Consider the following 26,588-nt stretch of genomic DNA (forward strand, 5'->3'; position numbering starts at 1 on the left):
AATGAGACTGGCCGATTGTTTCACGGATATGATGGCGTACACCCTCCTGCTCAAGAAAAAAACAGGGCCGGAAAGCATCCCCTTTGACCAGGCCCATGCCCACATGGACCGGCTGATCCGGGAGAGTGAGGTCCTGTCCGAGCAGGCCAGGGCCACCCGGGAGGATTATGATCTGGCCCGGTTTGCCGTATTTGCCTGGATTGATGAGGCCGTCATGGGCAGCGCCTGGGAGGGCCGGGGATACTGGCAGGGGGAACAGCTCCAGCGCAGATACTATCAGACCTCGGACGCCGGGGAACTCTTTTTCCAAAAACTCAACACCATCGGCCCCCACCAGAACCCGGTCAGGGAAGTCTATTATCTCTGCCTTGCCCTGGGCTTTACCGGCCAGTATCACAACCAGGGGGACGATATGCTCATTGACCAGCTCAAGACATCCAATTTAAAGCTGCTCACCGGCAGTTCCATGGACCTGCCGGCCATTGACCGGATGCAGCTCTTTCCCGACGCCTATAGAAAGGACCCGCATTCAGTCGATGCCGGGGGAAAGGGGGGATTTTCCCTGCTCACGGCCGCAGCCTTCCTGGTGCCGGTGGGCCTGTACGGGATCTTGTTCTTTATTTACAGATTTGTCTTGAGCAATGTGGGGGAAACCTTAATCAGCAGGATACCTTAAATGAAAAATCGGCTTGCTTTTTTCTTTAAAATTTTTTTGGTTCTCGTGCTGCTGGTATTTATCGGCATTGCCGTATTTGCCGGTGTTGTCTGGGCCAGATGGCCCCTGTGGGTCTGCTTTTTCATCGTTGCGGGGATCGTCGGTGTTTTCCTCGGCCTCCTGCTGGTCCAGAAACTGCTCTCCAGGAAGCGGGAGCAGAAATTTGTCAGCCAGATCATTGAGCAGGACAATGCGGCCCTGAAATCCCGTGACAAAAAAAGCCGGGAAGTCTCCAGGGAGATGCAGGCCAAGTGGAAAGAGGCCGTGGAATCCCTGAAAAAATCCCATTTAAAAAAACAGGGCAACCCGCTCTATGTGCTGCCCTGGTACATGATCATCGGCGAGAGCGGTACCGGAAAAACCACGGCCATCAAGAGTGCCGACCTCTCCTCCTCCTTTGCCGAAGTCAGCAGCGTGTCCGGCATCTCAGGCACACGGAACTGCGACTGGTGGTTTTTCGAGCAGGCCATCCTCATTGACACGGCCGGACGGTACGCCGTCCGGGTGGATGAGGAACGGGACAAGGACGAGTGGCAGAAGTTCTTAAGTATTCTGGCAAAGTACCGGAAAAAAGAACCCTTAAACGGGCTGATCGTCACGGTGGCTGCGGATTCTTTGAACAATTCGACACCCGACAGCCTGGAGCGGTACGGACGGGATATCCGCAAAAGGGTGGATGAACTCATGCGGGTCCTGGACGCCAAGTTCCCGATTTACATCATGGTGACCAAATGTGACCTCATCCAGGGCATGACCCAGTTTTGCGACGGCTTTGACGACGAGGCCCTGGGCCAGGCCATGGGAATGGTCAACCACAAGCTTGAAAAAGACGCTGCAGGGCTTGTGTCCGGCTGTTTCAAGACCATGGGAGAGAGGATCCGGGATCTCCGCCTGCTCATCCTCCAGAAGCAGAGACCGGAAAACGTGGACCCGGGTCTCATCCTTTTTCCCAGTGAGCTGGACAAGATCAAGCCCGGACTCCAGGCCTTTATCAAAGGGTTGTTCCAGGAAAATCCCTACCAGGAAACCCCGTTTTTCCGGGGGGTGTTTTTCAGCTCCGGCCGCCAGGAGGGGACGCCCTTTTCCCATTTTCTCAAGGACATGGGCCTGATCGGGGAGCAGGAAGTCCTGCCCGGAACCAGCCGGGGGCTTTTTCTCCATGATTTTTTCTCCCGGCTGCTGCCCTCGGACCGGGGCCTCTTTACCAAGACCCAGAGGGGGGCAGCCTGGGCCAGGCTGACCCGGAATATCGGGTTTGCCGCTTGGACAACCCTCATCCTTGCCGTTTGCGGAATTTTAAGTTTTTCCTTTGTCAAGAATCTCCACACCATCAAGACGGCCACCACCCAATTTGCCGGTCCCCAGATCCTGAAAGGAGAGCTGATCTCGGATGTCTCCACCCTGGAGCAGTTCCGGGCCACCATCCAAAAAATCGAAGAGAGCAACAACAATTGGTGGATTCCCCGGCTGGGACTCCACGAGAGCATTGAAGTGGAAGCGGCATTGAAGAAAAAATACTGCGCCCTTCTGGAAAAGCGGTTTCTTTCCCCCTTTGATGAAAAAATGGCCGACAACATGACCGGCTTTTCCCTTTCCACGCCCGTGGAGATTTCCATCAGCCATATCGAACATCTGGTGAGAAGGATCAACATCATCAAGGCCAAGCTCACGAACCTGCCGCCTGAAGAGCTTACGGCCATGGCACAGCCAAAGTTCAACACCGTGGACATCGGAGCTCAGAAAGATATCCTGGAAGATGTCCAGATGAAAATGAATGACCTCTACCTTTTTTACCTGCTCTGGCAGGAAGATACCGGGGCCATGAACCTGAAGATGAACGAGCTGCAGAAATGGCTGGCCCGGATCCTGACCCTGGAGGGGACGGACCTGAAATGGCTGGTGATCCGGGCAAACCAGGATCCAAAGATCAGTCCCTATACCCTGGCCGACTTCTGGGGAAAATCAGTCCGGGCCGCCGAGGCAAAAGCGGTTGCACCCGGTTTCACCCGCAAGGGCAAGGACTCCATTGACCGGTTTATCCTGGAGATCGAGTCGGCCCTGACCGACTCACTGATCCCGGCCGGGCGCAAGCGGGAATTCCATAAATGGTACAGAACCGCCTACATCAATGCCTGGATGGACTTTCTTGCCGAATTCGGTACCGGGATGACATACCTGACCACCCGGGAGCAGTGGCAGGCCCTTTCCACCAGCGTGGCCCATAAAAAAGGTCCCTATTTTTCCCTGTTGGACACCATCCCCAAGGAACTGGCTCCCTTTTCTGAAAAAGGGGATCAGCCCGACTGGGTGAGCCTGGTAAGGGACATCAACCAGCTCCACGGCCAGGCCGCGACCCTGAGGGCCCAGAAATCCGGATCCACCGGGGTCCTGGGAACAGCCGTTTCCAAGGTGAAATCCAAACTGGCCCCGGGCCTGGCAAGCACCCGGCTGGATGCCCAGGCCATGCTCAAGGCCGGGAAGAGTTTCATGATCTTTCAGGACTCCCTGGCTGCACTCGGGCCGGCAATCTCCTCCCAGAGAGCCGCCTTTGACCTTGCCACCCAGATCTACACCCAGGATCCGGCCACCAGCGATGCCCCGTTTTTTGTGGCCCGAAGGGAAATCAAAAAGCTTTCCCGGCTCATCGTCTATCCCGGGAAAGAGCCTGCTCTTGTCTGGGGAATTCTCCGGGGCCCCCTGGTCTTCATCCATGAGTTTGCCCTGAAAGAGGCTGCCTGCCAGATTCAGAAAAAATGGGAAAACGAGGTGCTCCTGGAGATGAGGGACGTGTCCGACGACCAGAACCTGAACACCCTGCTTATGGGACCGGAAGGGTTTGTAACCCGGTTTGTCAAGGGGCCGTGCCAGCCCTTTATCAAAAGGGGAATCAAAAAAGGCTTCTACGCCGCCAAGGTGGACGGAAAAGGACTGCCCCTTTCCCCCTACTTCTTTAAGTTTCTGACCCGGGGGGTTGCGGCGTCTAAACCGGCCAAGTCAAACTACAGCGTCAAAATCGGCGGAAAGCCCACCAGCGCCAATGACGAGGCCCAGGTCCAGCCCCACGCCACCCTGCTGGAACTGGTCTGCGCCGACAAGACAACCACCCTGGAAAACCTGAATTTCCCGGTTCAAAAGGTTTTTTCCTGGTCTCCCCAGTCCGAATGCGAGGTGATTTTCACCATCAAGATCGGCAGCCTGGACCTGATCAAAAAATACCCGGGCCGGCTCTCCTTTCCCAAGTTTCTAAAGGATTTTTCCAACGGGGAACACCGGTTTTATCCCAAGGATTTTCCAGACCATGAAGACAGCATGATCCGGATGGGGGTCAAATATATCAAGGCAAAATACAGACTCAGGGGGCATGAGCCTGTTGCCAAACTCCTGAGTGCCGGGCCGGGAAAAACGCCCATGGAAATCGTTACATGCTGGGAATAAAAAAACAAACCGGAGGTTTTCAGGTCTCCGCCTCGGGCAAGCATCCGGCATTCAACGATTATTTCAGTGTGAACGTTGAATCTCCCCTGGCCATTGCCCTGGCCTCCTGGGTGGAAAACGGGATGGCCGCCAAAGGAAAAACCGACCGGACAAGGATACCCCGGTCCTTCCGGTTCTGGGTGCGGGGCATCAGAAAGGGGGAGCTCTCCCTGGGAATCCTCCGGGAGAGCAGCGACCGCATGGGACGGATCTATCCCCTGATGATCATGGGAAGCCTGGTCATGAACGGGAGGGACCGGGAATGGCAGTCCATATTTGACGGATTTGAGATGGTTTTCAGGAACTTTGAGAACATGACCACCACTGTCTATGACCGGTTTAACGACTTTGAAGACGGGCTTTTGGAAATGACCGGACGCGGCTCCCCCCCCTTTGAGGAAAACGGGAAAGAGACAGACCTTTCCAGGGCCATGGGAGCCTGGTTCCATCGGGACAGGGACCAGGAGATGATGACCCTGCCCGTGGACCAGCTCAAAAAGATTTTTTCCGGCCTTCCCCCCAAAAAGGAAAGCCGGGGATTTTTCCGGCCCGGGCCGGACCCGCCCGGGGCCGCTTTCCTGGGAGGTCTGCCCGGAGAGCCGGTGATAACGATCTATTCCCGGGCCCTGAGAACCCGGGACTTTTTAACATTGTTCAATCTGACCGGTAGGGATGAAACGGAAAACCGACAACACCCATAAAGGAGAAAACGGATGGATATGGATCCCATTCTTGAGCCTTTGGCCGGGGACAACCCCTCGGGTGAAAACCTGAGGTATACATCGGTGTATGATGAAATCCAGGAGGCCAGAAGGGCCGACGATCTCCTGGACCAGGGGGAGTGGCAGCACGAGGTCAAGACATCGGACTGGAATGCGGTATTGACCCTTTCCATTGATGCCCTGACCACCCGGACCAAGGACCTGCAGATCGCAGCCTGGCTTTTTGAGGCCCTGACCCATACCAGCGGCTTCCAGGGAGTTGCCCAGGGACTTGAGATCCTGATCCGGCTTTTGGAGCGGTTCTGGGACAGCCTCTACCCGGAAATCGAAGATGATGACCTGGATTATAGGGTGGGTCCCCTGGAGTTCATCAATGACAAGCTATGGTTTCCCATCAAGGAAATTCCCATGACAGATCCCGGTGTCACCCCGGGTTTCTCCTGGATAAAATGGCAGGAATCCAGGGACGTGGGATATGAAAAAGATACGATGAACCAGTACGGCGACACCATTGAGGACAAGAAAAAGGCCAGGGACGAGAAGATCGCGGAAGGCAAGCTGACCGCTGAGGATTTTGACGGGGCTGCGGCCTCATGCTCCAGGGCCTATTATGAGGAGCTCTTTGAGGTTGTGAATCGCTGCGGGGAGCTGTTTAAGGATTTTGACGCGGCGGTTGACGAAAGATTCGGCCGGGAAGCACCCAGGCTGGCGGAACTGAAATCCTCTTTGGAAGACTGCCTCACCCTTGCCACCCGGCTGGTCAAGGAAAAAAGGCTGGCCGAACCCGATGCAGAACCCGAAGAGGTGGAGGTAGACCTGGAGATTCAGGAGGAGGCTCTTCCAGAAGAAGGTCCGGCAGATGCACCTCTTCCCGGCGGGCCGGTCCAGGCCCCACCGGTCAAGCCTCCCGGGGGCAATGTGGGAACCTATCATGTCAACCGCATCCTGGGCAGCGCCGGCATTGAAGAGGCGGTCTGGCAGGATGCATTGAAAAAACTGGGAACCCAAGGGGTGAAACCGGCCCTGGAACAGCTTTTAGGGGCATCCTGCAGTGCCCAGTCCGTAAGGGAAAAGACAAATTTCAAACTGCTCATGGCCAGACTCTGCCTCAAAGCCCAGCGGCCCGACCTGGCCAGGCCCATTGTGGAGGAACTCAACACCCTGATCGAAGAGCTTGCCCTGGAACGGTGGGAATCCCCCATATGGATCGCCGAGGCCCTGGGCACCCTTTACCAGTGCCTCACGGCAGAGGGCAGCTCCGACGACGATCAATACCGGGCCCAGGATATATTGACACGGATGTGCACCCTGGACGTGACCAAGGCCATGGAGTTTTCAAGCCGCGGGACAGAATAAAAAGATAGAATCCATAATGATTAATCAAAGGAGGGTAAGATGGCCAAGGAAAGTTTACAGCATACCCTGGACAGGGTGAGATCCCCCAGGGTCCAGATCACCTATGATGTGGAAGTGGGTGATGCAATTGAAATGAAGGAAATTCCTTTTACCGTGGGGGTTCTGGCAGACCTGTCCGGAAAGCCGGAAAAGCCCCTTCCCAAGCTCAAGGAAAGGAAATTTGTGGAGATCGACCGGGACAATTTCAACAATGTCCTGGAGGGGATGGAGCCGAGGCTGGCCTTCCGGGCGGACAACAAGCTCACGGAAGACGATACGGCCATGGCCGTGGAACTCAAGTTCAAATCCCTGGAAGACTTTCACCCGGAAAAGGTGGCCCGCCAGATCGATCCCATCCGGAAACTGGTGGAGGCCAGGGAAAAGCTCAAGGGCCTGCTCAACAAACTGGACGGCAATGACAAGCTGGACGAGCTGCTCCAGGACGTGATCTCAAGTACGGATTCCCTGGAAAAACTGGGCAAGGAAGCCGGTGTAAAAAAGGATTAACCATCAACGAGGAGGAAAGACCCAATGGCTGACAAGGAACAGCAGGCCCAGCCCGATGGGGCACAGGCAGAGGAAACCACCCAGGAGCCGGGGCTCCTGGATCAGATCATACAGGACGGACGGCTGGCCCGGGACGAGAGTCAGAAACCCTGGGCCAAGGATCTTTTGGGCGAATTCGTATCCCAGATCATGGAGGGAGAAATCACGGTTTCCAAGGATACCGAAGCCATGATCAACGCCCGGATCTCCGCCATCGACAAACTCATCTCAGACCAGCTCAACGAAGTCATGCACAAGGAGGAGTTCCAGAGACTGGAGGCCTCCTGGCGAGGCCTGGCCTACCTGGTGGACAAGACCGAAACCGGGGAGAGAATGAAACTGCGGGTCATGAACGTATCCAAGAAAGACCTGCTCAAGGACATGGAAAAGGCCGCTGAATTTGACCAGTCCGCCCTCTTTAAAAAGGTGTATGAAGAGGAGTTCGGCATGTTCGGAGGGGCATCCTACGGCGCCCTGATCGGGGATTATGAGTTTACCAGCCACCCCCAGGACATGGCCCTTTTAAGCAAGATCTCCGAGGTGGCTGCGGCGGCCCATGCCCCGTTTCTGTCGGCGGCCGGTCCTGAACTCTTTAACATGGACAGCTTTACCGAACTGGGCGAGCCCCGGGATATGGCCAAGATCTTTTCCAGTGTGGAATACGCCAAATGGAAGTCCTTCCGGGAGTCTGAAGATTCCCGTTATGTGGCCCTGGCCATGCCCCACATCCTCATGCGCCTTCCCTACGGCAAGGCCAATGTGCCCGTGGAGGCCTTTGACTTTGAGGAAAAGGTGGACGGCACCTCTCACAACCAATACCTCTGGGGAAATGCCGCCTATGCCCTGGGCACCCGGCTCACCGAAGCCTTTGCCAAGCACTCCTGGTGCGCGGCCATCCGGGGGGTTGAGGGCGGGGGACTTGTGGAAGGACTCCCGGTCCACACCTTTAAGACCGATGAGGGGGATGTGGCCCTGAAATGCCCCACGGAAATCGCCATCACCGACCGGAGGGAAAAAGAACTGGCCGATCTCGGGTTCATTCCCCTGGTCCATTGCAAGGGAACCGACTATGCCGCCTTTTTCAGCACCCAGAGTGCCAACAAACCCAAGGTCTACGATTCAGATGCGGCCAATGCCAATGCCCGGCTCTCCTCCCAGCTCCAGTACATCATGGCCACCTCCAGGTTTGCCCACTACCTCAAATCCATGATGCGGGATAAGATCGGCAGTTTCATGACCCGGCAGAACGCAGAGGATTATCTCAACCGGTGGATCAGCAACTACGTGCTCCTGGACGACAACGCCACCCAGGAGATGAAGGCCAAGTATCCTTTGAGGGAGGCCCGGATCGATGTCAGCGAGATCCCGGGAAAACCCGGGGCTTACCGGGCGGTCAGCTTTTTAAAACCCCATTTCCAGCTGGACGAGCTTTCCGTCTCCCTGCGGCTTGTGGCTGAACTGCCGCCGCCGGCAAACGGGTAGCAGACCCTTGACAGAAAAGGGACGGGAACACAATGGATGATTCAATAAATCTGAACGCCTCCATACTGGACCGGCTCCTGGATGATGACCCCAAAACCATCCAGGAGCCTTCCCTGTACCGGGTTCTGTCGGAAAAACAGATCCTGGACAACGTGATCCGGGATATTGAAAACCTCTTGAACACCCGGTGCAGCCCCATTGATATCCCGGCCCCTTTCAAAAATCTGAAGCGGTCCCTGATCCGGTACGGGATCAGTGATTTTTCCGTTGAAAATCCCGGGACCAGCACGGTGAGACAGAAATTGTGCAAGGAAATCGAAACCGCCATCTCCGTGTTTGAACCCCGGCTGAAAAAACCGGTGGTGAGGATTGAAAGGGAGAACCATGACAAGAGAAAGCTCTTTTTCAGGATATCCGGGATCCTTGTGATGGAACCCCTTTCCGAACCGGTCTCCTTTGATACTTTTTTTGACCTGAACCGGGGCCGGTATGTAATTTCAAAATAAAACAACTTGAATGCGCTCTTTCCTATGGATGATAAATTACTCAACTACTATGAACGGGAACTGACCTTTGTCAGGGAGATGGGGGCAGAATTTGCGGCAAAATACCCCAAAATCGCCGGACGGCTCCAGCTGGAACCGGATAAATGTGAAGATCCCCATACGGAAAGACTCATTGAAGCCTTTGCCTATATCAGCGGGAGAATCCATAAAAAGATCGACGATGATTTCCCCCAGATCACCGAATCTTTGATGGGGATCACCTATCCCCACTACACCAACCCCATCCCCTCCATGACCCTGGTTCGGTTCGACCCCAACCCGAAAAGCATCACGGAAAAAGGATATGAGATTCAAAAGGGCGCTGCTCTCTTCTCCAAACCGGTCAAGGGGGTGCCCTGCACCTTTACCCTCTGCGCACCGGTTTCCCTGTGGCCGGTCAGGGTCAAGGCGGTTTCCCTTGAAGAGCCGGGGCCCGGGGCAAAGGGAGCGGTCCAGGCCATTCATATCCAATTGGAAACCGTCAATGATATTGATTTCAGCGATTTGGAATGTGAATCTCTGCGGTTTTTCCTCAACGGCCAGCACCAGCATGTCTTTCCCCTGTACGAGAAGATCTTCAACAATGTCTCGGCCCTGGAATTCCGGTTTGCCAATTCCAGCGGACGGACCGAGACCATCGCCTTAGAACCGGAATCGATCCGTCCGGTGGGGTTTGATCCCAATGAGAAGATGCTGCCCTATTCAAAGCGGTCCTTCCCGGGATATCTGCTCTTGTTTGAGTATTTTACCTTCCCGGAAAAATTTTTATTCTTTGATCTCACCGGTTTCAAGGCCCTTAAGAAGAGATCTGCAGGCACCTCTCTGTCCGTTATCCTCTATCTTTCCCAAAGCATCAAACGGGATATCGTGGTCAACAAAGATACCTTCCAGCTCCATTCCGCCCCGGCCGTGAACCTGTTCAAAAAAATAGCCGAGCCCATGAGGGTGGAGCATCGGAAAACCGAGTACCGGGTGGTTCCGGATCTGAGAAGGGCCGGGGCAACCGAGGTCTATACCGTGGACCGGGTCAAGCCGGCCTCTGTCTCCGCAGGCCAGGCCAAGGAGTACAGGCCCTTTTATTCCATCCGCCACCATCTCTCCCATGAAGAGGCCGGAAACAGCCATGTTTTCTGGCATATCCAGCGGAGACCGTCGGGACGGCAGGGGGACAAGGGAACCGAGGTCTATCTTTCCTTTTCCGACCTGAACATGACCCCGGCAGATCCCGGGGCGGATATTTTGACCATTCACCAGACCTGTACAAACCGGGACCTGCCCTCAAGGCTTCCCTTCGGGGACGAGCGGGGGGACTTTACCATGGAGCTTGCCGCACCCGTGGACAGAATCGTCAGCATGATCAAACCCACTCCCACCCGGCGCCCCTTTCTGGGCGGGGCACTTCAGTGGAGGATGATCTCCCATCTCTCCCTCAACTATATCTCCATGGTGGAGGGCGGAGAGGACGCCTTAAAAGAGATCCTGAAACTCTATGATTTTGAAAATTCCACCTCCACCAAACAGCAGATCAGCGGCATTGTCTCGGTCCAGTCCCGTCATGTGACCAAGCGGATCCGGACCTCTTTTGCCCGGGGCGTGGAGATCACCCTCACCCTGGATGAGGACAAGTTCGTGGGATCCGGACTTTTTCTGTTCGCCTCCATCCTGGAAAGGTTTCTGGCCCAGTACGTATCGGTCAACTCCTTTTCCCAGCTGGTATTGAAAACCCTTCAGAAAAAAGAGGAAATGAAACGGTGGCCCCCCAGAAGCGGCAATCAGATACTGGTTTAGAAGACCAACTCTACGACTCTTTCTATGAGTTCTCCTTTTTCAGGGCGGTTGACCTGCTGGAGCAGTTTGCCCGGGACAAGAAAAAAATAGGGGATACCCTGGAGCCGGGAAAAGAGGTGGTGCGCTTCTCGGTCAAACCCGGGTTTTCATTTCCCCCAAGCGATATCTCAGGCCTTGGACAGGACCCGGAAAACGGACCCTCCCGGATGGAGGTGGCCTTCATGGGGCTCATCGGGCCCTCGGGCCTGCTTCCCAACTGGTACAATGAACTGGCCCTGGAACGGCGGAAAAATAAAGATCATGCTTTTATCGATTTTCTGAACATCTTCCACCACCGGCTGATCTCCTTATTTTATCTGGCCTGGAAAAAACAGCGGTTCCCGGAGAACTATGCGCCCGGGGCCGGGGACCGCCTGTCCCGGTATATCCTGAGCCTGGCCGGACTCGGGACCTCCGGCATGGTCGGGCTTCTGGGACTGCCCCGGGAATCCCTGACCTTTTACGCCGGACTTCTCTCCCTGCCCGTGGCCTCGGCCGCCGGGATTGAGGCGGCCATTGAATATTTTTCCGGGGCCCCCACCCGGGTGGACCAGTTTGTGGAAAGAGATGTTCCCCTGGAACCCCAGGACTGTACAAAACTGGGTTCGGCCAATGCCTCCCTGGGTATTGATGCGGTCTGCGGAACCCGTGTCCGGGAGTGCCAGACCAAATTCAGGGTTAACCTGGGCCCAATAGACTACACTGCCTATACACGGTTCATCCCCATGGGAGACCTTCTTCTGCCGGTTTTCTCCCTGATCCGGTACATGGTGGGGATCGAATTTGAATTTGAAATCCGGGTCTTCCTCAAAAAAGAGGAGGTCCCCTCCTGCGTCCTGGGGGAAAAGGGCCCGGGCCGGGTCTTTCTGGGCTGGACCACCTGGGCGGCCTCGCCCGGACATGAGTTTACGGAAAACCCGTATATCACCTTTGAGGAAAATGATCTAAAGCGGATGAAGGTGGGTAGGCTGAAGACCGAAGGGGTTTAGCAGCCTATCCCCCTTCGGTCTTCAGCCCAATACCCTTAGCCTAAAAACCGAAACAAAAGGAGAGTCCAATGTCCGTATCAAATCTCAAGTCATTGATCGGCAAGCTGAACACTGCCTGCCGGAAAAGCCTGGAATCGGCTGCAGGCCTGTGCCTGTCCCATACCCACTACGATGTGGAACTGGAACACTTCTTTCTCAAGCTTTTGGACATCCAGAATACGGACTTTCACAAGATCCTTTCCTATTTTGAAATCAACGAATCCCATCTGATCCGGGATCTCACCGATGTCATGGAAAAATTCAAGACCGGAAATGCCAGGACCCCGGCCCTCTCCCCCCGGATTCCGGAGATGATCAAACAGGCCTGGCTTCTGGCATCCGTCGATTTCGGAGTCTCTTCGGTCCGGTCCGGCCATATCCTGCTTGCCCTGCTGTCCAATTCGGAATCGGCCCGGACCCTGGTTTCCTCCTCCTCCCTGTTTGAGAGGATCTCCGCTGAAACCCTGGGCGACTCTTTTTCAGACCTGACTTCAGGATCGGTTGAAGAACAGGAAGAGGGGGCTTTGGCCGCCCCAGGGACCCGTGGAGACGGCCCTGCCCCGCCGGCCGGGGGGGGCGGGAAAGCCCAGGCCCTGGCCCAGTACACCATCAATCTCACGGAAAAGGCCAAAAACGGGGAGATCGATCCGGTCCTGGGCCGGGATTTTGAAATCCGGCAGATGGTGGATATCCTGATCCGGCGAAGGCAGAACAACCCCATCCTCACCGGTGAAGCCGGGGTGGGCAAGACCGCAGTGGTGGAAGGCTTTGCCCTGAGAATCTCCGAAGGAGACGTGCCCCCGGTTCTCCAGGGGGTGGCCGTCCACACCCTGGATCTGGGACTTCTCCAGGCCGGGGCCGGGATCAAAGGCGAATTTGAGGAACGGTTAAAATCCGTGATCAACGAAGTCAAGGCCTCCCCCATCCCCATTATTCTCTTCATCGACGAGGCCCACACCCTGATCGGGGCCGGAGGCGCAGCCGGATCCGGGGATGCGGCCAATCTTCTCAAACCGGCCCTGGCCCGGGGGGAGCTCAGAACCATTGCCGCCACCACCTGGGCCGAGTACAAAAAGTACTTTGAAAAGGATGCAGCCATGGCCCGGCGTTTCCAGGTGGTCAAGATAGAGGAGCCGGACGAGGAAAAGGCCATGGTCATGATGCGGGCCATTGCGCCCTTTCTGGAAAAACATCACAATGTCATGATCACGGACGAGGCCCTCCAGGAGACGGTTCGGCTGTCTTCCCGGTATATCTCGGGCCGCCAGCTCCCGGACAAGGCCGTCAGCGTCCTGGATACGGCCTGCGCCAGGGTTGCCATCGGCCTGACCACGGATCCCCCTGCCATTGAAGATGGACGGCGCCACCTGGATCAGCTGGGCCGGGAACAGGCCATTCTGGAAAAAGAGGTTGCCCTGGGCAGGGATCATTCCGAACGGATCACCCGGATCCTGGAGGAAAAAACCGAAAAGGAAGAACAATTGTCCGCTCTCACGGCCCGGTTTGAAAAAGAGATGGGCGTGGCCGAAAAGATCCGGGAGCTTCATCAAGAGATCCGGGGACTCTTTGACAGTGAAGAAGAGGAAAAGGAGGGCCTTGAATCGAGACAGGCCGAACTGGCCGGGCTGGAGGCCGAGCTTCAAAGCCTCCAGGAAGAGGAGGCCCTGGTTCATATTGCCGTGGACTGCGACACCGTGTCCGACGTGATTTCGGGCTGGACCGGTATCCCCACAGGCTCCATGCTCACCGATGAGATCGATACGGTCCTCTCCCTTTCCGGCCGGCTCAAGGAGAGGATCATCGGCCAGGACCATGCCCTTGACGCCGTTGAACAGGTGATCCAGACCGCCCATGTCGGGATCGAGGATCCCTCCAAACCCACGGGGGTGTTCATGCTCGTGGGACCTTCCGGCGTGGGCAAGACCGAGACGGCCCTGGCCCTGTCCGATCTTCTTTATGGGGGGGAGCAGAACATGATCACCATCAATATGTCCGAGTACCAGGAGGCCCATACCGTGTCCGGCCTCAAGGGATCTCCCCCGGGATACGTGGGATACGGCGAGGGCGGGGTCCTCACCGAGGCGGTGAGACGGCGTCCCTACAGCGTGGTTCTCCTGGATGAGGTGGAAAAGGCCCATCCCGACGTCACAGAGATGTTCTACCAGGTCTTTGACAAGGGGTATATGGAGGACGGCGAGGGCAGGGTCATCGATTTCAAGAACACCCTGATCATCCTGACCTCCAACCTGGGCACCGACCGGATCATGAAGATCTGCGCCGACCCTGAGACCATCCCCGAGCCCACGATTTTAGGAGAGATGCTCACCCCGGATCTCCAGGCCCATTTCAAGCCGGCCTTCCTAGGCCGGATGAAGGTCGTGCCCTACTTTCCTATCACCGACGACAATATGAAGCTGATCATCAGACTGAAACTCAATCGCATCGTCAGCCGCATGGCCGACAACCGCCAGATCGAATTCGCTTACGACGATGCCGTCATCGACGCTGTTGCCGAGCGCTGCACCGAGGTGGATTCCGGCGCCCGGAACGTGGATCATATCCTGACCAACACCCTGCTGCCCGAGATGAGCCGGGAGCTTTTATCCCGCATGGCCGCAGGAGAACCGGTCCAGAAGATCAAAGTCACCATGGGGGAGGAGGGATTCAATTATTCGCTGGTTTGAATTTCTACGGACGGCCAGGCTTCCTGGAATTTAAAAAGCCAGTTTAAAGGACCATGGGTTCAGATTTTAAGACTTTCGGCTTTACCCGGCAGGGGCGGGGCAAGGGGGTTTACGCTAAATCTCAACCGGCCGTCCTGGCCGGTTGAGAAGCGGAAACGGCCGTCTCTTTCTGTCCTGACGAGCCTGGCCGTTAACGCCGCGACACCCCCTTGCCCCACCCCTGCCTGATTCCCCTGGTTTGCGGAATCTTTTCGGGAGGCTGAGGTTGAGGATCATGCAAGCAGTCACAACTTTACATGTAAAAGTCAAATACCTCCCGTACACTCAGCCTTCTCGGCGCCTATTTTTTATTAGGCGGATTCCTTTTCCATTCTTCCTTTAATTTCTATACCCATTTGAAACGTTTCAAATGGGCGTCGTCCCTGGTTGCGGTATCCCCGGTGAGGCCGTTCATAGTTGTAATAGTGCAGCCACTTGTCGAGATCTTCCTGTAAAGCGGAAACGGACTCATATAGCTTTTTCCGGAAAGCCGTACGGAAAAATTCGTCCAAAATTGTCCTGTTGAATCTTTCCACAAATCCGTTCGTCCTTGGACTGGCCACCTTTGTTTTCCGGTGATTGATATCATTGAGTTCAAGGAAGATCTCGTACAAATGGATCGTTGGCCGCCCTTTGAATTCCGTACCGTTGTCTGTAAGGATATTCTCAATACAGATATCGTTCTCTTCGTAAAAAGGAAGAACCCTGTCATACAGGACATCCGCCGCTGTTTCCGGGCGCTTACTGGTGTATAACTTACCAAAAGCAAAGCTGCCATATGTATCAACAACGGCTTGTAGGTATACCCTGCCAACGCCTTTGAGTCGCCCGACATAAAACGTATCCTGGCATAGCAGGTAACCAGAGTAATGGCTTTCCACATTCCGTTCTTTGAACTCAGGATTGGCCTTTTCCAGCAAGCGGATCTGGGTCTCTGTTAATTCAAAATCTTCAGACAACGACTCTTCAAGCTTTAAGAGGCGTTTGTATTTTGTCTCCATTCCAGCCTTTTTCCAGATATTGCGGATCGTGGTTGCACAGACAGCAAGGCCTTCAAGAGCGAGCTGATCAGCAATCCGTTGCTGGCCGAAAGCAGGGTTTTCCAATGAAAGTGCAATGATGCGATTTTTGGTGTCTTCAGAAATTTCGTTAGGATGTGGTCCTGGGATTGGTGGTCTGTCAATCAAGCCTTCAAATCCATACTCCTGGAAAGATCTTTTGTACTCGTAGAACTGGCTTCGAGATACCTTGTGCATCTGGCAGGCTTTGGATACGTTCCCCAATTTTTCAGCAAGCTGTAGCAAAGTCAGTCTTTTCTGTGCTAATTTCTTTTTGGCGGTCATAATGCTCTTCTCCTTTTGGACATATTTTTGATTGGCGTTAAAAATATATCCGAGAAGGCTTATCACCGCCACCTCTCACTGGGGATTATTGGAAGGTCCCCAGTGAGAGGTGGCTATGCCTATGGCAATTTCAAACTGTCCGGTAGGATCTTAACTTTTCCACTTTACAACATTTTTTCTTTACCGTTATGTATAAACCTTATTTTTCAATTTGGCTTTACACGATCCAGCGATCCTGATATGCGTTGAACATATAAAGGAATTAGCAAGATCTGGATATCCTCCACATCTGCGTGTTTTCCAGTTAGCTATTTAGTCATATAAGTTATCCAGATCTACACATCACATTGTCTCTGAGGTTAAAATTGAAACCACAACTATATCTTCCTAAAATGACCAAACAATATTTGAAGAAACAAATTAGAAACTTTGTTGATGTATATAATCTTAAGCTTAAAACAGTTTTTGAAAACATTGATAGTGAAGCAGATGAACATGCTAATGATTATTTTCAAGAGGTGTTTGATAATTCATATTCTCCTGAATCTATTGATCCTGCAGATGTTGCAGACTATGCCATGGATAAGGCTATTGAACATTGGGACTTGTTAAATCATGGTAGATATGCCCTCTTATCATCCTGGCATATTGCATTGTATGAAGCGTTTGAACAACAAATGCGGCACTTTTTGTATAACGAGCTTTTGCGTAATTTTAAAATCACAATGAATCATATTTTTTCAAAATTCGGAGATTTAAAAAAAATACTAATTCATTATGGTGTTGATTTAGGTTCTGTTGAGGGATTGAAGGAAATTGATCAATTGAGATTGGTCTGTAATGTTGTAAAACATGGAGAGGGTTCATCTGCTGCCGAACTCAGAAAAAAGCGTCCAGATATTATAAAGAAACATGAAGACATAGAACTTTTAGAGCTCTATGGAACAAGTTTGCTTGATGAAGTACTCAATATAAATGAGGAAACATTAATAGAATTTGGAACAGCAATTGAACGTTTTTGGGATAGTTTGCCTGAAAGAAGTTATTGCAAGGAACCTGAGAAGCTCTTATTACAAATTGACAAGTATGTAAAAAAATAGACATAACAATAGTGCTGGACACCGACTGGGGTTTCGTTGGCACTCAACCCCAGCAGGGTCAGAACCGCGTTGGACGAATGCTGACTCCGTCAGCAGGAGAATGATTTTAATGACTTACAGATTTTTTGGCAATCGTATTCAAAGCCTGGATTTGATGAGATCGGATAATTTTATAGCTTACAATTGCTTACGAATTTTGTTTGGTATGTCAAACTTCATGAGTTTAGAGCTATTTTTTTAGAAAAATCCATATATATAGGGTATAACTCATCCACCGCATCGTCCAACAAAATAGGATGCTACGGTCAACATCTTGGTTGAGTTAATTTTTTTTACTTGTTTAAGCTGGAGATCCCAAACATTCAGGCGGATCCGCCGCTATAAAGATTATTTTAATTAGGATAGAATGAAATGGCATACCCAATTGGAATAGGTCGTGACATCAAAGCATGGATAGAAATATTTGAACGTTTTAAGCATGGGGAAAAAAAAGCGGGTATAAAGCATTTTTATGATAAAAGAAGTTCACTAAGCGGTGAGTGGTGGGAAAAATTCTATACAAAAAGAAAGCCTCCTAAGGAAGTAATTATTATGGGGCAATCACTATCAAAAACGTTTTCGAATAGAGCTCAAACCGAAGCTTTTATTAATTGGTGTAACAGTAACACAAAAATGCGTATATTATTATTATCACCCGATTCTCCAGAAGTTACCCAGATCCAAGCTGTTAGTAAAGAAATTTCATATAATAACTTGGATGACCCTAATCAAATCCTAAAGCAGAAGATTTTAGACACCATCGACACTCTTTACGAAAAAGTTATTGCTAAAATAAACAACCTTTCTTTGAGACCAATGCTAAGAGTATCGACGACTAATATGCCATTTTCACTAATTTCAATAGATGATGATATGATCGTAACTCTATATGGTTTAAACCCAGAAGCTGATGAACAACCAACTTTCATTATAAAAGGCAAACAAAGAAGTTCTTATTTGAGTTTCCTAAATGAATTTGAACAATTATGGAAACATAATTCTAAAATAGCTTTATTTGAAGACCCGATATTAAAATCATACCGCAAAGACTGGAAGACTTATATCGACTTATACGACTTTGAACGAAGACCCAAACCGCCTCGTCAAGCAATTATTTTCCCTACATATAATTGCAAACAAAATTGTTCGTATTGTATGTATAAGCCTCTCAGGACGAATGCCAGTTCTGAAAATTCTAAAGATAAAAATGAAGAAATTGAAATTGATATCTTAAATAAACTTATTCATAATCTAATCTCTTTTGGCGTCAAACGGATTGAATTATCCGGTGGAGGAGAGCCACTTGAACATAGTAATTTTAAACAAATTTTAAAAATAATTGAGGATGTAAGATCAACTAATAATGGTATTAAATTTGGTTTGCTTACAAACGGGCTAAATCTCCATCAATATTGTCCCGAAAGAACGCTTGGTGCTTTTAATGATTATATAAGGGTTAGTCGGTGCCAAGAAGTAAACCATAGCTCTCTACAAGATCAAAATGATACTTTTATTCTATGGAAAAAAAATATAAAAACATTGTTAAGTACAAAGCGAGCGAGTCTTGATTATGATACTAAAATAGGAATCAAGTATTTACTTACAAATTCAAACTGTAAAAAATTCGTAGAATATATCCGTAATGATTTGAAAGATAATGAACTCCAGGAATTAGATCATTTTAGATTTCGTTCTACTAGGGACACTGAATTAAAATCTTTAGATAAGATTGAACAAGAAGTATTTTATACATTAGAAGAGTCTAAATTAATAACGAATCATCCAGAACGAGTTTCATTATCTATAGCTAAGATACCATACCATAAAAATTTTAAATGCTGGATTTCTCCAATGAATGTAGTCATAGACCCAAAAGGTGATGTTTATATTTGTTGTAACTATATAAATGATAAAAACTCAAAAGGCATTGGGAATATAAAAAAGGATGATTTTCAAACCATTTGGCATAGTGAAAAGCATAAAAGAAAGCGAAAAAGTATTCGCAAAGAGAACTGTGATCAAGACAGTTACTGTAATTGTAGATTTGCAGAACTTCAGAAACAGTTTGATATTCTGGCACCATTTATAAAAAATTAGTAAGAGTCGGGCTCGTACAAAACGACATTACACCCCCGATCAGGTTTAGCATATCACTCATCGATGCCAAAACGAAAAAATCAAATAAATTCCAACAACGGACATGCTGACGGACAAGCCGCAGATTCCAACGTTGAAGCTGTAGAAAAAGGTTGAAAACACTGGAGATTCTTATCAATTTGTGCTAGATTTTTCTTTAAAACAAATAGAAAAACCGCAGACCAGACAAGAGTAAAAAATGGCCAAATATAAAGACTATTCATACGATCAAGGTGTTTTCCTTCCGGTCTATTTTGACAGACAGATCCTGCCGGGTACATTCGAATATACCCTCAGTCATTTGATTGACAATGAACTGGATTTGAGTGTTTTCGACAAACGGTATAAAAACGATGATACCGGGGCTCCTGCCTATGATCCCAGGATCCTTTTAAAAATAATTCTTTATGCTTATTCAAGGGGGATCACATCCAGCCGGAAAATCTCCCAATGCTGCGAAGAAAACATTATCTTCATGGCCCTGTCCGCTCATACGAGACCCCATTTCACGACCATCGCTGATTTTGTTTCCAGCCAGGATGAAGAGGCTGTCGCTCTGTTTCAAGAAATCATCCTTATCTGCGATGAGATGAACCTGATCGGCAGGGAAATGTTTGCTGTGGACGGCTGTAAGCTGCCTTCCAATGCCTCAAAGGAATGGAGCGGCACCAAGGCCGATTTTAAGAAAAAAGCCCTTAAACTTGAAAAAGCCATAGAACATATCATTGAAAAGCACCGGCAAATCGATGACATTGAAGAGAAAAACAATATCATCGAGTCCGATGCAAAGTATATGGCAACGCTTCAAAAGCAGATTAAAAAGATCCGTGAATGGGTAAACGACAATGATGATAAACCGGGTGCCGGTGGCAAACCCATAAAGTCCAACATCACTGATAACGATTCTGCCAAAATGAAATCATCAAAGGGTTATATCCAGGGATACAACGGCCTGGCCATGGTGGACAGCAAACATCAAGTGATTGTGGGTGCCGAAGCCTATGGAAAAGGGCCAGAACAGGATTTGTTGAAACCGATGATTGAATCCACAAAGGGCAATCTGGAAGATAGTGTTTTTGAAAAGACCCTTTTGACAGCAGACAGCGGATTTCACACCAAGGACAATATGGATATGCTGGCTAAAGAAGGGATTGACGCCTATGTGGCCGATAACCGGTTCCGCAAACGAGATCCCCGGTTTAAAGATAATGACCGCTACAAAGAAAGGCATCGTAAAGAGATCGCAGGAAAACGGAAAAAATCCCAATTGTATTCAAAAGAAGACTTCTATTTTGATCCTGATTTTAAATTTTGCATGTGTCCGGCCGGAAAGCGGCTTTACCGAAGTGGCAGAGGTTTCGATACCCAGGGCAATTTTGTAACGCGATTCAAGGCGCCTAAATCCGCTTGCGGCCCTTGTAAGCTCAGATCAAAATGCCTTCGTCATCCAGACAGATCTCCCAAGAGATCGGTGGCATATTTTCATAGCGGGACAAAGAACAAAGATGCCCCGGACACAGCCACGGAAAGGATGAAACAAAAAATCGACTCCGCCTTGGGTCGGATGATTTATTCCAAGCGGCTCGGGACAGTAGAACCGGTGTTTGGCCATATTCGGCATACGATAAAGTTGGACAGGTTCACTTTGAGAGGGAAAATCAAGGTTAATTGTCAATGGCTGCTGTTCTGCGCTTTGCATAATTTGAAAAAGATACATCGGTATGGTTCGATCCCAGCCACATAAAGGAAGGGCATGGGGGAACAGATCTCTCTTTATCAGAGGCTGATATTGCGGTCTTAAGAAACAGTTACAATAGCGTAATCGATTTTAACGACAGAATTAACATAGAATAATAAAAAACAAGAGGCTGAGAATAATTTCATAGCGGCAAATGACTACCGCCTAAAAATGACTTATTCTACAGACTCGTTAAAATCATCAATTTTCAGGAATTTTGAGGACTCGAAGACCCCACATTATGTCTATGATTGGAGACCGCCACTATCACCGAAAACGCCATGAATAACAAAAGCAATGCCGGGTTTTACCTGAGTTGCAAATAATTATCCTAACCTGGATTTTTAAATATACCGGAACGACCCCTAGCCTGGGATGCAGTGGAGACAACCACAATCTATCAAGGAGACACCAAAATGAAAACCACCATGATGATGTTTACCGCAGTCGTCTTTCTGCTTGCCGGCTGCCAATACGAATCCCCTTTGACAAAAGAGCACCATATTGCGGTGGATCCCGCAGTTCTTGGTGTGTGGAAGGTGGTCCAGAACAAAGAGGGTCAGCCTCCGCAGCAAGAAGAGCGGATGATCATTCTTAAATACTCAGACACGGAATATCTGATTCATTATCCTCCGGGAGGGAATGATGAGATCTACTACCGGGGGTATCCCATTAAAATCGGCGGTTTGTCCTGCGTTCAGCTTCAGGTTATCGGAACTGACGACGGCCCCCCTAAAGAAGATGAGAAAAATCTTTTCTTTGTTGCCTCCTATGGATTGAAGGACGGCCGTTTGGCGATCAGAACACTGAATACTGAAGTGGTGGATGACAGCCTGAAGACCACGGACGAACTGAGAAAAGCATTTTTAGCCAACAGGGACAATAGGGAACTGTTCAAAGACGCCGGAGTCTTCAGGAAGATAAAAAAATAAGACCGGGCCATTATTTTATAGACGCTTATAGTACAATTCCATTGGCTAAAATCTTTTTTTCTCCAAATGAACGCCGACTAAGGAAAACATAAAATAGGCTCCACATTGAAACAGGATGGGTATGATATCTTTTGAATAGTATTGAAGTTCAATTCCATAAGACAGCCAGTTTTCAAACATTTCGGCAGAAAAAGTGGCTGGGAAAAATTTAGATATTGCATTGATAAGGAAACTATCAGGATGAATCGGAAAGATGATGCCTGTTAACAATATCAAGCACAGCAAATAAATCGCAGACATCAAGTAGCCATCCTGACTGTTTCTCAAAAATGTGGAAAGCCCAAAACCCAAAAAGGCGGATGAAAGCATGGTTAACACCTGCACGAGCATAATTTCCATAAACCCGGTTTTCATCCCGAAATTAAACCAGTATTGTGAAAAAATTAATAAAAGAGAGACACTCACCACCGTCAGAATAATAGAAAGGATAATTTTCCCCCAATAGATGTGCTGCCAAGAACCTCCGGGAGAGGCCAGCAGGATTTCAAGGGTTCCGCCTTCTCTTTCTCGAATATAGCTGCTTGAAGCAAAAACAAAGGGGTAAAGGCATATGACAAGAGTAATGAATATGGGCACATTGAATAGATCTTTGCCAAATCTCGCAGGTGAGAAAACATATAGATTTGGCGGATTATCCACTTCTTGGTTCAGAACGACAGATGAAAAGGAAAATATCTCCTGGGAAAATGATTGAGCAATCATAGAAAGCAATTGACTCCCTGAACGATCCAGTGTGTATACAGACCACTTTTCTTTTTGCCGGTCCCAGACAAGGGCACCATCTGCCTGATTGGCCATGAGGCAATGACGGATATCGTTGCACTCGATTTTATTTCCCACAATGTTAACATTGGATAATTCAGTTACATAATCTTCTATCTTTTCCGGGGCGGGATAAGCATCATCACCTGAAATTAAAATTAGATTTAAGGGGCTGTCCTTCAGACCGATATCTCCGGTTAACATCAGCAATAATATCGGAAAAAGAAATAACCAAAAAAGCATCCCCTTTGAATTGCCGTAAATGATCAGATCCTTGACAATGATTTTCCAAAGATCAGTCATTGGAGATGCTCCCCCTTGAAAGGCGGATCTGTTTATTCATGGAAATGCTGTCGGCCGGTCGGTGCCCCGTGAGAACAAAAAATTCAAGATTGCCTTGAAGATCTTCAAATGCGGAATGCAGACGATCCCTGTTTTTTTCGTCCACTCCGCTGAAGGGTTCATCCAGCATCAATGCCTGGGGATTAACGCTGATTCCACAGGCAATGGCAACCAGTTTGAATAATCCGCCTGAAAGCTCCCTGACTTTTGTTTCCAAATATTTTTCCATACCCAATTTTTGAACAACCCATTGTTTTTCAATATCATTTCCAAATGTTTGTTTGTATAAATGTGCCCAGATTTGAAAATTTTCTTTGACTGTCATTTGTCTGTAAAGTCCCCCATTCTGGGGGATAAATACGGTATTAAATTTCCGGCTTTCTTTTGATCTGGTGACGCTTCCTTTTGAAACCGTGATTGTCCCTGCCAGTATCCGTATCAAAGTGGTTTTCCCTCCCCCGTTCCGGCCATATAAGAATATTGCATCTCCGGAATCGATATCGAGCCTGTCAATTTCAAGTATGGTCTTTGGACCATACCGTTTTATGACATTTCTCAATGAGATATGCTGAAGCTTATTTTCTGATGACGGCGGATACGGAGATTTCATTCTTACTATCCTTTGTAGAGAATAATAGCAAAAGATGGCGATACTTTCCCAGATCGATCAAATTCTGACGGATCATGGATTGCAGGTCCTTGTCCGGATTCAGCAGCCCCTGGTCAATGATCCATTTGGGACTGCAATAAACGGAAGCCTTGAACCGGCCGTGCCCGCTCAGTCTGTAGATTGCCGGTAAATCCGGTTTATTGATTTCACCATAATTTTCATTTATGAGCTTTTTCAATGTCTCAGCATCCGTCCCGATCAGCAGTTGATCCTTATAATAAACACTGCAAAGCCGGTATCCATCGTTCAATAAGGCTTTGGTGTCTATCTGATCCATGTCATACTCTTCAGATAAATAGGTAAAGTCATCCCGGGTCATGGGCGGGTAAAGAAAAGCAAAAGAGTAACCCGATTCCTGAAATTGATAGGTCTGGCCATTAAAGTCAGATTTTTCAAATTGCCCCGCTATCATTTTTCCAGAGTCCATCCTATAACGATGCCATAAAGGTTGTTTTTTTTCTGAAAGCCTGCCTGCGGAAATAAGATCTGATATATCGGCATCATTTCCGGTTTGGTAGCTCTTAATCGCTGCAGTGAGAATCTTTTTATCCCGCACAATTCTGAATCGCTTTTGAAGTTCGAAAACAAAATTTTCCGCATCTGTTTCTGATATTTTCAATACCATTCCCATATCCGGAATCAATCCACGTGTTCCAACGGCAAATAATCCCATTTCTTCAATGGAATGGATCTCTTTGGTATCGTTTAAAATGCCATGAAAAAAATTTCTAATTGTGTCTCTAACGGATCGATCTCCATATTTCATTAACAGGTCTTTGTAATAGAGCAGATTGCTGTCACTGATATTTACGCTGAATCCGCTTTTTACCGGGATCCGGGATTCTAACCTCTTGAACAACCCTTTACTGCTGGTCAATCGATTTACAGCCTTCACCTTGCAGGGATCAATGCCGAAATCTGCGTTCAAAAGAATATGGTTTCGATGAAACTTCAGTGTCGCCATGACTCTACTGATAAAAGGGATTGCAGCGGAATGGGCATAAATTCTTACCCATCCATCACTTTTTACTCTTGCCGGAACTTGAGAATTCAACGATCTCACCAAGGCATCGTTATTGGTGAAAAAATCAAAGTTTTCTTTTGGATTATCAAGTATGCGCCCCATCAACTCCATGCGGTTGGAGACAACGGCAATACCGGATTCCGGGTAAACAATAAAAAAATCTTCTGAAATCTGAGTGGCCGTAAAGGGGTTTTTCAGATCCGGGACCCTTTTTACGCTGGGTTTGTCTGTCTCAAGGATTTCAAGTTTTTTTAACAGGTCTTCGAATTTTAAAGGGTTTGAAACCGGTAAAACGATTGATACCGCCGGAACTTCTTCCAAGTTTGATAAAAACTCTTCCAAAGGTCCGGATATTGAAAATAAAAAGCCTTGGGCTGGGTTCAAGCCAAAGTCGGCTAAATCCTGTGGCGAATTGATTTTGATTCCTTTATCTTTCAGCATGGAATGCAGTTCTAGTATACTGCCTAATAATTCCTTAATTTTGCTTGGATCAATCTGCTCATCGTCTTTTTCAAGTGACCGGCGGGTTTCATTTAACTCTTTGCCAAAGTGAGGTTCGAGGCCCGACCAAAGGGTCTCAAAAGAAGAGGATAACGCAAATACAGACATGTCCGTGGGCAAGTATTTAAACATATGCGGAATGGAACGGATTCGGTCATAGCGGCTGTATCCCAACGATAGGACTAAAATAAGGCCGATGAGCATAATTATCTTGCTTGTTTTTTGAACTTTAAATTGCATTATCTGCCCAACCAATCATGTATCATACCGAAATTTTAGTGTATTCAACTCTTTGGAATATCCGCTTTTAATTTTTTTATCCTCAGTTTTGACTGTTCCTTTTGTTGTCTCTGTCTCTTGGTTTGAGGGGGAGGTATCATCCAAAATCATTCGTTTTGCTGCTTTGATGACATCTTCAAGTGAGCCTTTACAGTCCGATATATCTTCCGGAGCCTCTTCCCAGCTATCCGCTATTTTAAGTAATCTGGGCTTATTTTTAAGGCGGTAGAGCTTGATTCTAAAGTAATCTGTATCCTCATCTGAAGATAGCCATTGGCACATCACAACGATATCAATTGGGTTTACCTTTTCAATGCCGTAAAGGACAATATTGTTTTCAATCTCCATGGAGTACTTGCTTGAAAATTTAAGCAATGATCGAGGACGGGGCTCCGGAAAAACTTTGATTTTTTGACCTGTTACGAATTCAGATTGTTTGATGGCTTTCCATGTATTGGTGAACGCTTCAAAGCGGGTGATGAATTTAGGTTCATTAGAGGGGGACAAGATGAAAACAACTTTAAATTTCTCGTCATTTTTTGTTAATTTGTAATCATAAACGGCAAGGTCGCCAATAAATGCCGTTGGAATTAACAAAATAAAAAAAACTAAAGAAGCCTTAAAAAAGGATGGTTTGGGCATTCGTTTTCCAATGAAAAAATAATACCCAAAGCCGATGGCAATGGCTCCCCCTGTAATCCATTTTTGCGTTATTATGGATAATACAAAGAAAAAAACAAACAGGATTGGAATGGTATACTTTCGTAAAAATTGATTTATATTTTCCCTGTTATCGTCGGAAACTCGATCAACGGTTTTTTCAATCTGCTGCTTAAAAAGGTTAATCAAGAAAGAAACGATTCCCAGAAGCATCAGGAAAATTAAAATATTTCCGGGCTCTCCGACCAATATGGGGAAATAGTATAAAATCGTCTCTTTGATATTTAGAAAGTTCATTTTGCAGTATTTATTGTTAACAGATTTTGTGAACTGCGCTATCAGCCGGGAAAAAATGTCGGTAGCCGGGATGAATGCTTGGCTGATTTCAATAAAAAGATTTTATATCTTATTTTAGTTAGCCGGACAACTTAGTTTTTATACCTATTAAAATCTTCATCTTTAGCACACGAAATTTGTTCTCAAATAATAAGGTTTGTGAATTCGTGACCGGTATCTAATTTGGAGTACAAAAACCATATCGTCGA

Annotated in this window: 19 protein-coding genes; 14 read left to right on the top strand and 5 right to left on the bottom strand. The window is 48.6% G+C overall.

Going from position 1 to position 26,588, the window contains the following annotated elements; all coding sequences use genetic code 11:
- The first annotated feature begins 1 nt into the window (after window position 1).
- From F608_RS0110825 to tssH, 10 genes are all read left to right on the top strand, one after another.
- Entirely contained in the window at window positions 2–676 is a 675-nt protein-coding gene (locus F608_RS0110825; RefSeq protein WP_022665659.1) for a DotU family type IV/VI secretion system protein, read from the top strand.
- The gene (locus F608_RS0110830) at window positions 677–4,150 is read left to right on the top strand and encodes a type VI secretion protein IcmF/TssM N-terminal domain-containing protein (RefSeq protein ID WP_022665660.1); all 3,474 of its coding nucleotides are present in this window, start codon (window positions 677–679) and stop codon (window positions 4,148–4,150) included.
- On the top strand, window positions 4,138–4,890 hold the full coding sequence (locus F608_RS0110835; protein ID WP_022665661.1) for a TagF domain-containing protein: 753 nt from the start codon (window positions 4,138–4,140) through the stop codon (window positions 4,888–4,890). The genes F608_RS0110830 and F608_RS0110835 overlap by 13 nt, the downstream gene beginning before the upstream one ends.
- 12 nt (window positions 4,891–4,902) lie before the next feature.
- Complete coding sequence (gene tssA / locus F608_RS0110840) at window positions 4,903–6,267, top strand: type VI secretion system protein TssA (protein WP_022665662.1); 1,365 nt, start codon at window positions 4,903–4,905, stop codon at window positions 6,265–6,267.
- Between the two features lie 39 nt (window positions 6,268–6,306).
- A complete protein-coding gene (tssB, locus tag F608_RS0110845; RefSeq protein ID WP_022665663.1) occupies window positions 6,307–6,813 on the top strand; it encodes a type VI secretion system contractile sheath small subunit in 507 nt (168 codons plus the stop codon).
- Between the two features lie 24 nt (window positions 6,814–6,837).
- Window positions 6,838–8,334, top strand: a complete 1,497-nt coding sequence (gene tssC, locus F608_RS0110850; RefSeq protein ID WP_022665664.1) for a type VI secretion system contractile sheath large subunit — start codon at window positions 6,838–6,840, stop codon at window positions 8,332–8,334.
- 32 nt (window positions 8,335–8,366) lie between these two features.
- Window positions 8,367–8,840 carry a type VI secretion system baseplate subunit TssE gene (gene tssE, locus F608_RS0110855; protein WP_022665665.1) on the top strand — a complete coding sequence of 158 codons (474 nt, stop codon included), beginning with the start codon at window positions 8,367–8,369 and terminating at the stop codon, window positions 8,838–8,840.
- A 24-nt stretch (window positions 8,841–8,864) separates the two neighbouring features.
- Complete coding sequence (gene tssF / locus F608_RS0110860; RefSeq protein ID WP_022665666.1) at window positions 8,865–10,667, top strand: type VI secretion system baseplate subunit TssF; 1,803 nt, start codon at window positions 8,865–8,867, stop codon at window positions 10,665–10,667.
- Entirely contained in the window at window positions 10,631–11,695 is a 1,065-nt protein-coding gene (gene tssG, locus F608_RS31500; RefSeq protein WP_022665667.1) for a type VI secretion system baseplate subunit TssG, read from the top strand. The genes tssF and tssG overlap by 37 nt, the downstream gene beginning before the upstream one ends.
- 68 nt (window positions 11,696–11,763) lie before the next feature.
- Entirely contained in the window at window positions 11,764–14,418 is a 2,655-nt protein-coding gene (tssH, locus tag F608_RS0110870) for a type VI secretion system ATPase TssH (protein WP_022665668.1), read from the top strand.
- Window positions 14,419–14,768: 350 nt separating this feature from the next.
- Here tssH and F608_RS0110875 read toward each other — a convergent pair whose 3' ends face one another.
- A complete protein-coding gene (locus F608_RS0110875) occupies window positions 14,769–15,800 on the bottom strand; it encodes an IS481 family transposase (protein WP_022663638.1) in 1,032 nt (343 codons plus the stop codon).
- Window positions 15,801–16,165: 365 nt separating this feature from the next.
- Between F608_RS0110875 and F608_RS0110880 the strand changes: the two genes are divergently transcribed.
- The 4 genes from F608_RS0110880 to F608_RS0110895 all read left to right on the top strand — a co-directional run bounded on the left by F608_RS0110880 (window position 16,166) and on the right by F608_RS0110895 (window position 21,745).
- Entirely contained in the window at window positions 16,166–16,900 is a 735-nt protein-coding gene (locus F608_RS0110880; protein ID WP_153307479.1) for a hypothetical protein, read from the top strand.
- A 411-nt stretch (window positions 16,901–17,311) separates the two neighbouring features.
- Window positions 17,312–19,036, top strand: coding sequence for an SPASM domain-containing protein (locus tag F608_RS0110885; RefSeq protein WP_022665670.1), 1,725 nt, complete (start codon window positions 17,312–17,314; stop codon window positions 19,034–19,036).
- Window positions 19,037–19,274: 238 nt separating this feature from the next.
- Window positions 19,275–20,819: an IS1182 family transposase gene (locus tag F608_RS0110890; protein ID WP_022665671.1), complete on the top strand. Its 1,545-nt coding sequence runs from the start codon at window positions 19,275–19,277 to the stop codon at window positions 20,817–20,819.
- 410 nt (window positions 20,820–21,229) lie between these two features.
- On the top strand, window positions 21,230–21,745 hold the full coding sequence (locus tag F608_RS0110895) for a hypothetical protein (protein ID WP_022665672.1): 516 nt from the start codon (window positions 21,230–21,232) through the stop codon (window positions 21,743–21,745).
- Between the two features lie 45 nt (window positions 21,746–21,790).
- Here the strand turns inward: F608_RS0110895 and F608_RS0110900 are convergent, their stop codons facing one another.
- The 4 genes from F608_RS0110900 to F608_RS0110915 are packed head-to-tail and all read right to left on the bottom strand — an operon-like array spanning window position 21,791 to window position 26,340.
- Window positions 21,791–22,870, bottom strand: coding sequence for an ABC transporter permease (locus F608_RS0110900; RefSeq protein WP_022665673.1), 1,080 nt, complete (start codon window positions 22,868–22,870; stop codon window positions 21,791–21,793).
- A complete protein-coding gene (locus F608_RS0110905) occupies window positions 22,863–23,519 on the bottom strand; it encodes an ATP-binding cassette domain-containing protein (protein ID WP_022665674.1) in 657 nt (218 codons plus the stop codon). Before F608_RS0110905 ends, F608_RS0110900 begins: the two co-directional genes overlap by 8 nt.
- On the bottom strand, window positions 23,485–25,308 hold the full coding sequence (locus tag F608_RS0110910) for a hypothetical protein (RefSeq protein ID WP_153307480.1): 1,824 nt from the start codon (window positions 25,306–25,308) through the stop codon (window positions 23,485–23,487). Before F608_RS0110910 ends, F608_RS0110905 begins: the two co-directional genes overlap by 35 nt.
- Window positions 25,309–25,359: 51 nt before the next feature.
- Window positions 25,360–26,340: a hypothetical protein gene (locus F608_RS0110915; RefSeq protein ID WP_153307481.1), complete on the bottom strand. Its 981-nt coding sequence runs from the start codon at window positions 26,338–26,340 to the stop codon at window positions 25,360–25,362.
- Between the last annotated feature and the right edge of the window lie 248 nt (window positions 26,341–26,588).

This window comes from Desulfospira joergensenii DSM 10085 (assembly GCF_000420085.1).
In the GTDB taxonomy this organism is placed as follows: domain Bacteria; phylum Desulfobacterota; class Desulfobacteria; order Desulfobacterales; family Desulfobacteraceae; genus Desulfospira; species Desulfospira joergensenii.

Excerpts from the sequence above, each read along its gene's own strand:
- tssE (WP_022665665.1), top strand. The coding sequence starts at position 8,367 with ATGGATGATTCAATAAATCTGAACGCCTCCATACTGGACCGGCTCCTG.
- F608_RS0110890 (WP_022665671.1), top strand. The coding sequence starts at position 19,275 with ATGGCCAAATATAAAGACTATTCATACGATCAAGGTGTTTTCCTTCCG.
- tssF (WP_022665666.1), top strand. The coding sequence starts at position 8,865 with ATGGATGATAAATTACTCAACTACTATGAACGGGAACTGACCTTTGTC.
- F608_RS0110825 (WP_022665659.1), top strand. The coding sequence starts at position 2 with ATGAGACTGGCCGATTGTTTCACGGATATGATGGCGTACACCCTCCTG.
- F608_RS0110900 (WP_022665673.1), bottom strand. The coding sequence starts at position 22,870 with ATGACTGATCTTTGGAAAATCATTGTCAAGGATCTGATCATTTACGGC.
- F608_RS0110895 (WP_022665672.1), top strand. The coding sequence starts at position 21,230 with ATGAAAACCACCATGATGATGTTTACCGCAGTCGTCTTTCTGCTTGCC.
- F608_RS0110830 (WP_022665660.1), top strand. The coding sequence starts at position 677 with ATGAAAAATCGGCTTGCTTTTTTCTTTAAAATTTTTTTGGTTCTCGTG.
- tssB (WP_022665663.1), top strand. The coding sequence starts at position 6,307 with ATGGCCAAGGAAAGTTTACAGCATACCCTGGACAGGGTGAGATCCCCC.
- tssC (WP_022665664.1), top strand. The coding sequence starts at position 6,838 with ATGGCTGACAAGGAACAGCAGGCCCAGCCCGATGGGGCACAGGCAGAG.
- F608_RS0110915 (WP_153307481.1), bottom strand. The coding sequence starts at position 26,340 with ATGAACTTTCTAAATATCAAAGAGACGATTTTATACTATTTCCCCATA.
- F608_RS0110875 (WP_022663638.1), bottom strand. The coding sequence starts at position 15,800 with ATGACCGCCAAAAAGAAATTAGCACAGAAAAGACTGACTTTGCTACAG.
- F608_RS0110835 (WP_022665661.1), top strand. The coding sequence starts at position 4,138 with ATGCTGGGAATAAAAAAACAAACCGGAGGTTTTCAGGTCTCCGCCTCG.
- tssA (WP_022665662.1), top strand. The coding sequence starts at position 4,903 with ATGGATATGGATCCCATTCTTGAGCCTTTGGCCGGGGACAACCCCTCG.
- tssH (WP_022665668.1), top strand. The coding sequence starts at position 11,764 with ATGTCCGTATCAAATCTCAAGTCATTGATCGGCAAGCTGAACACTGCC.
- F608_RS0110885 (WP_022665670.1), top strand. The coding sequence starts at position 17,312 with ATGGCATACCCAATTGGAATAGGTCGTGACATCAAAGCATGGATAGAA.
- F608_RS0110910 (WP_153307480.1), bottom strand. The coding sequence starts at position 25,308 with ATGCTCATCGGCCTTATTTTAGTCCTATCGTTGGGATACAGCCGCTAT.
- F608_RS0110905 (WP_022665674.1), bottom strand. The coding sequence starts at position 23,519 with ATGAAATCTCCGTATCCGCCGTCATCAGAAAATAAGCTTCAGCATATC.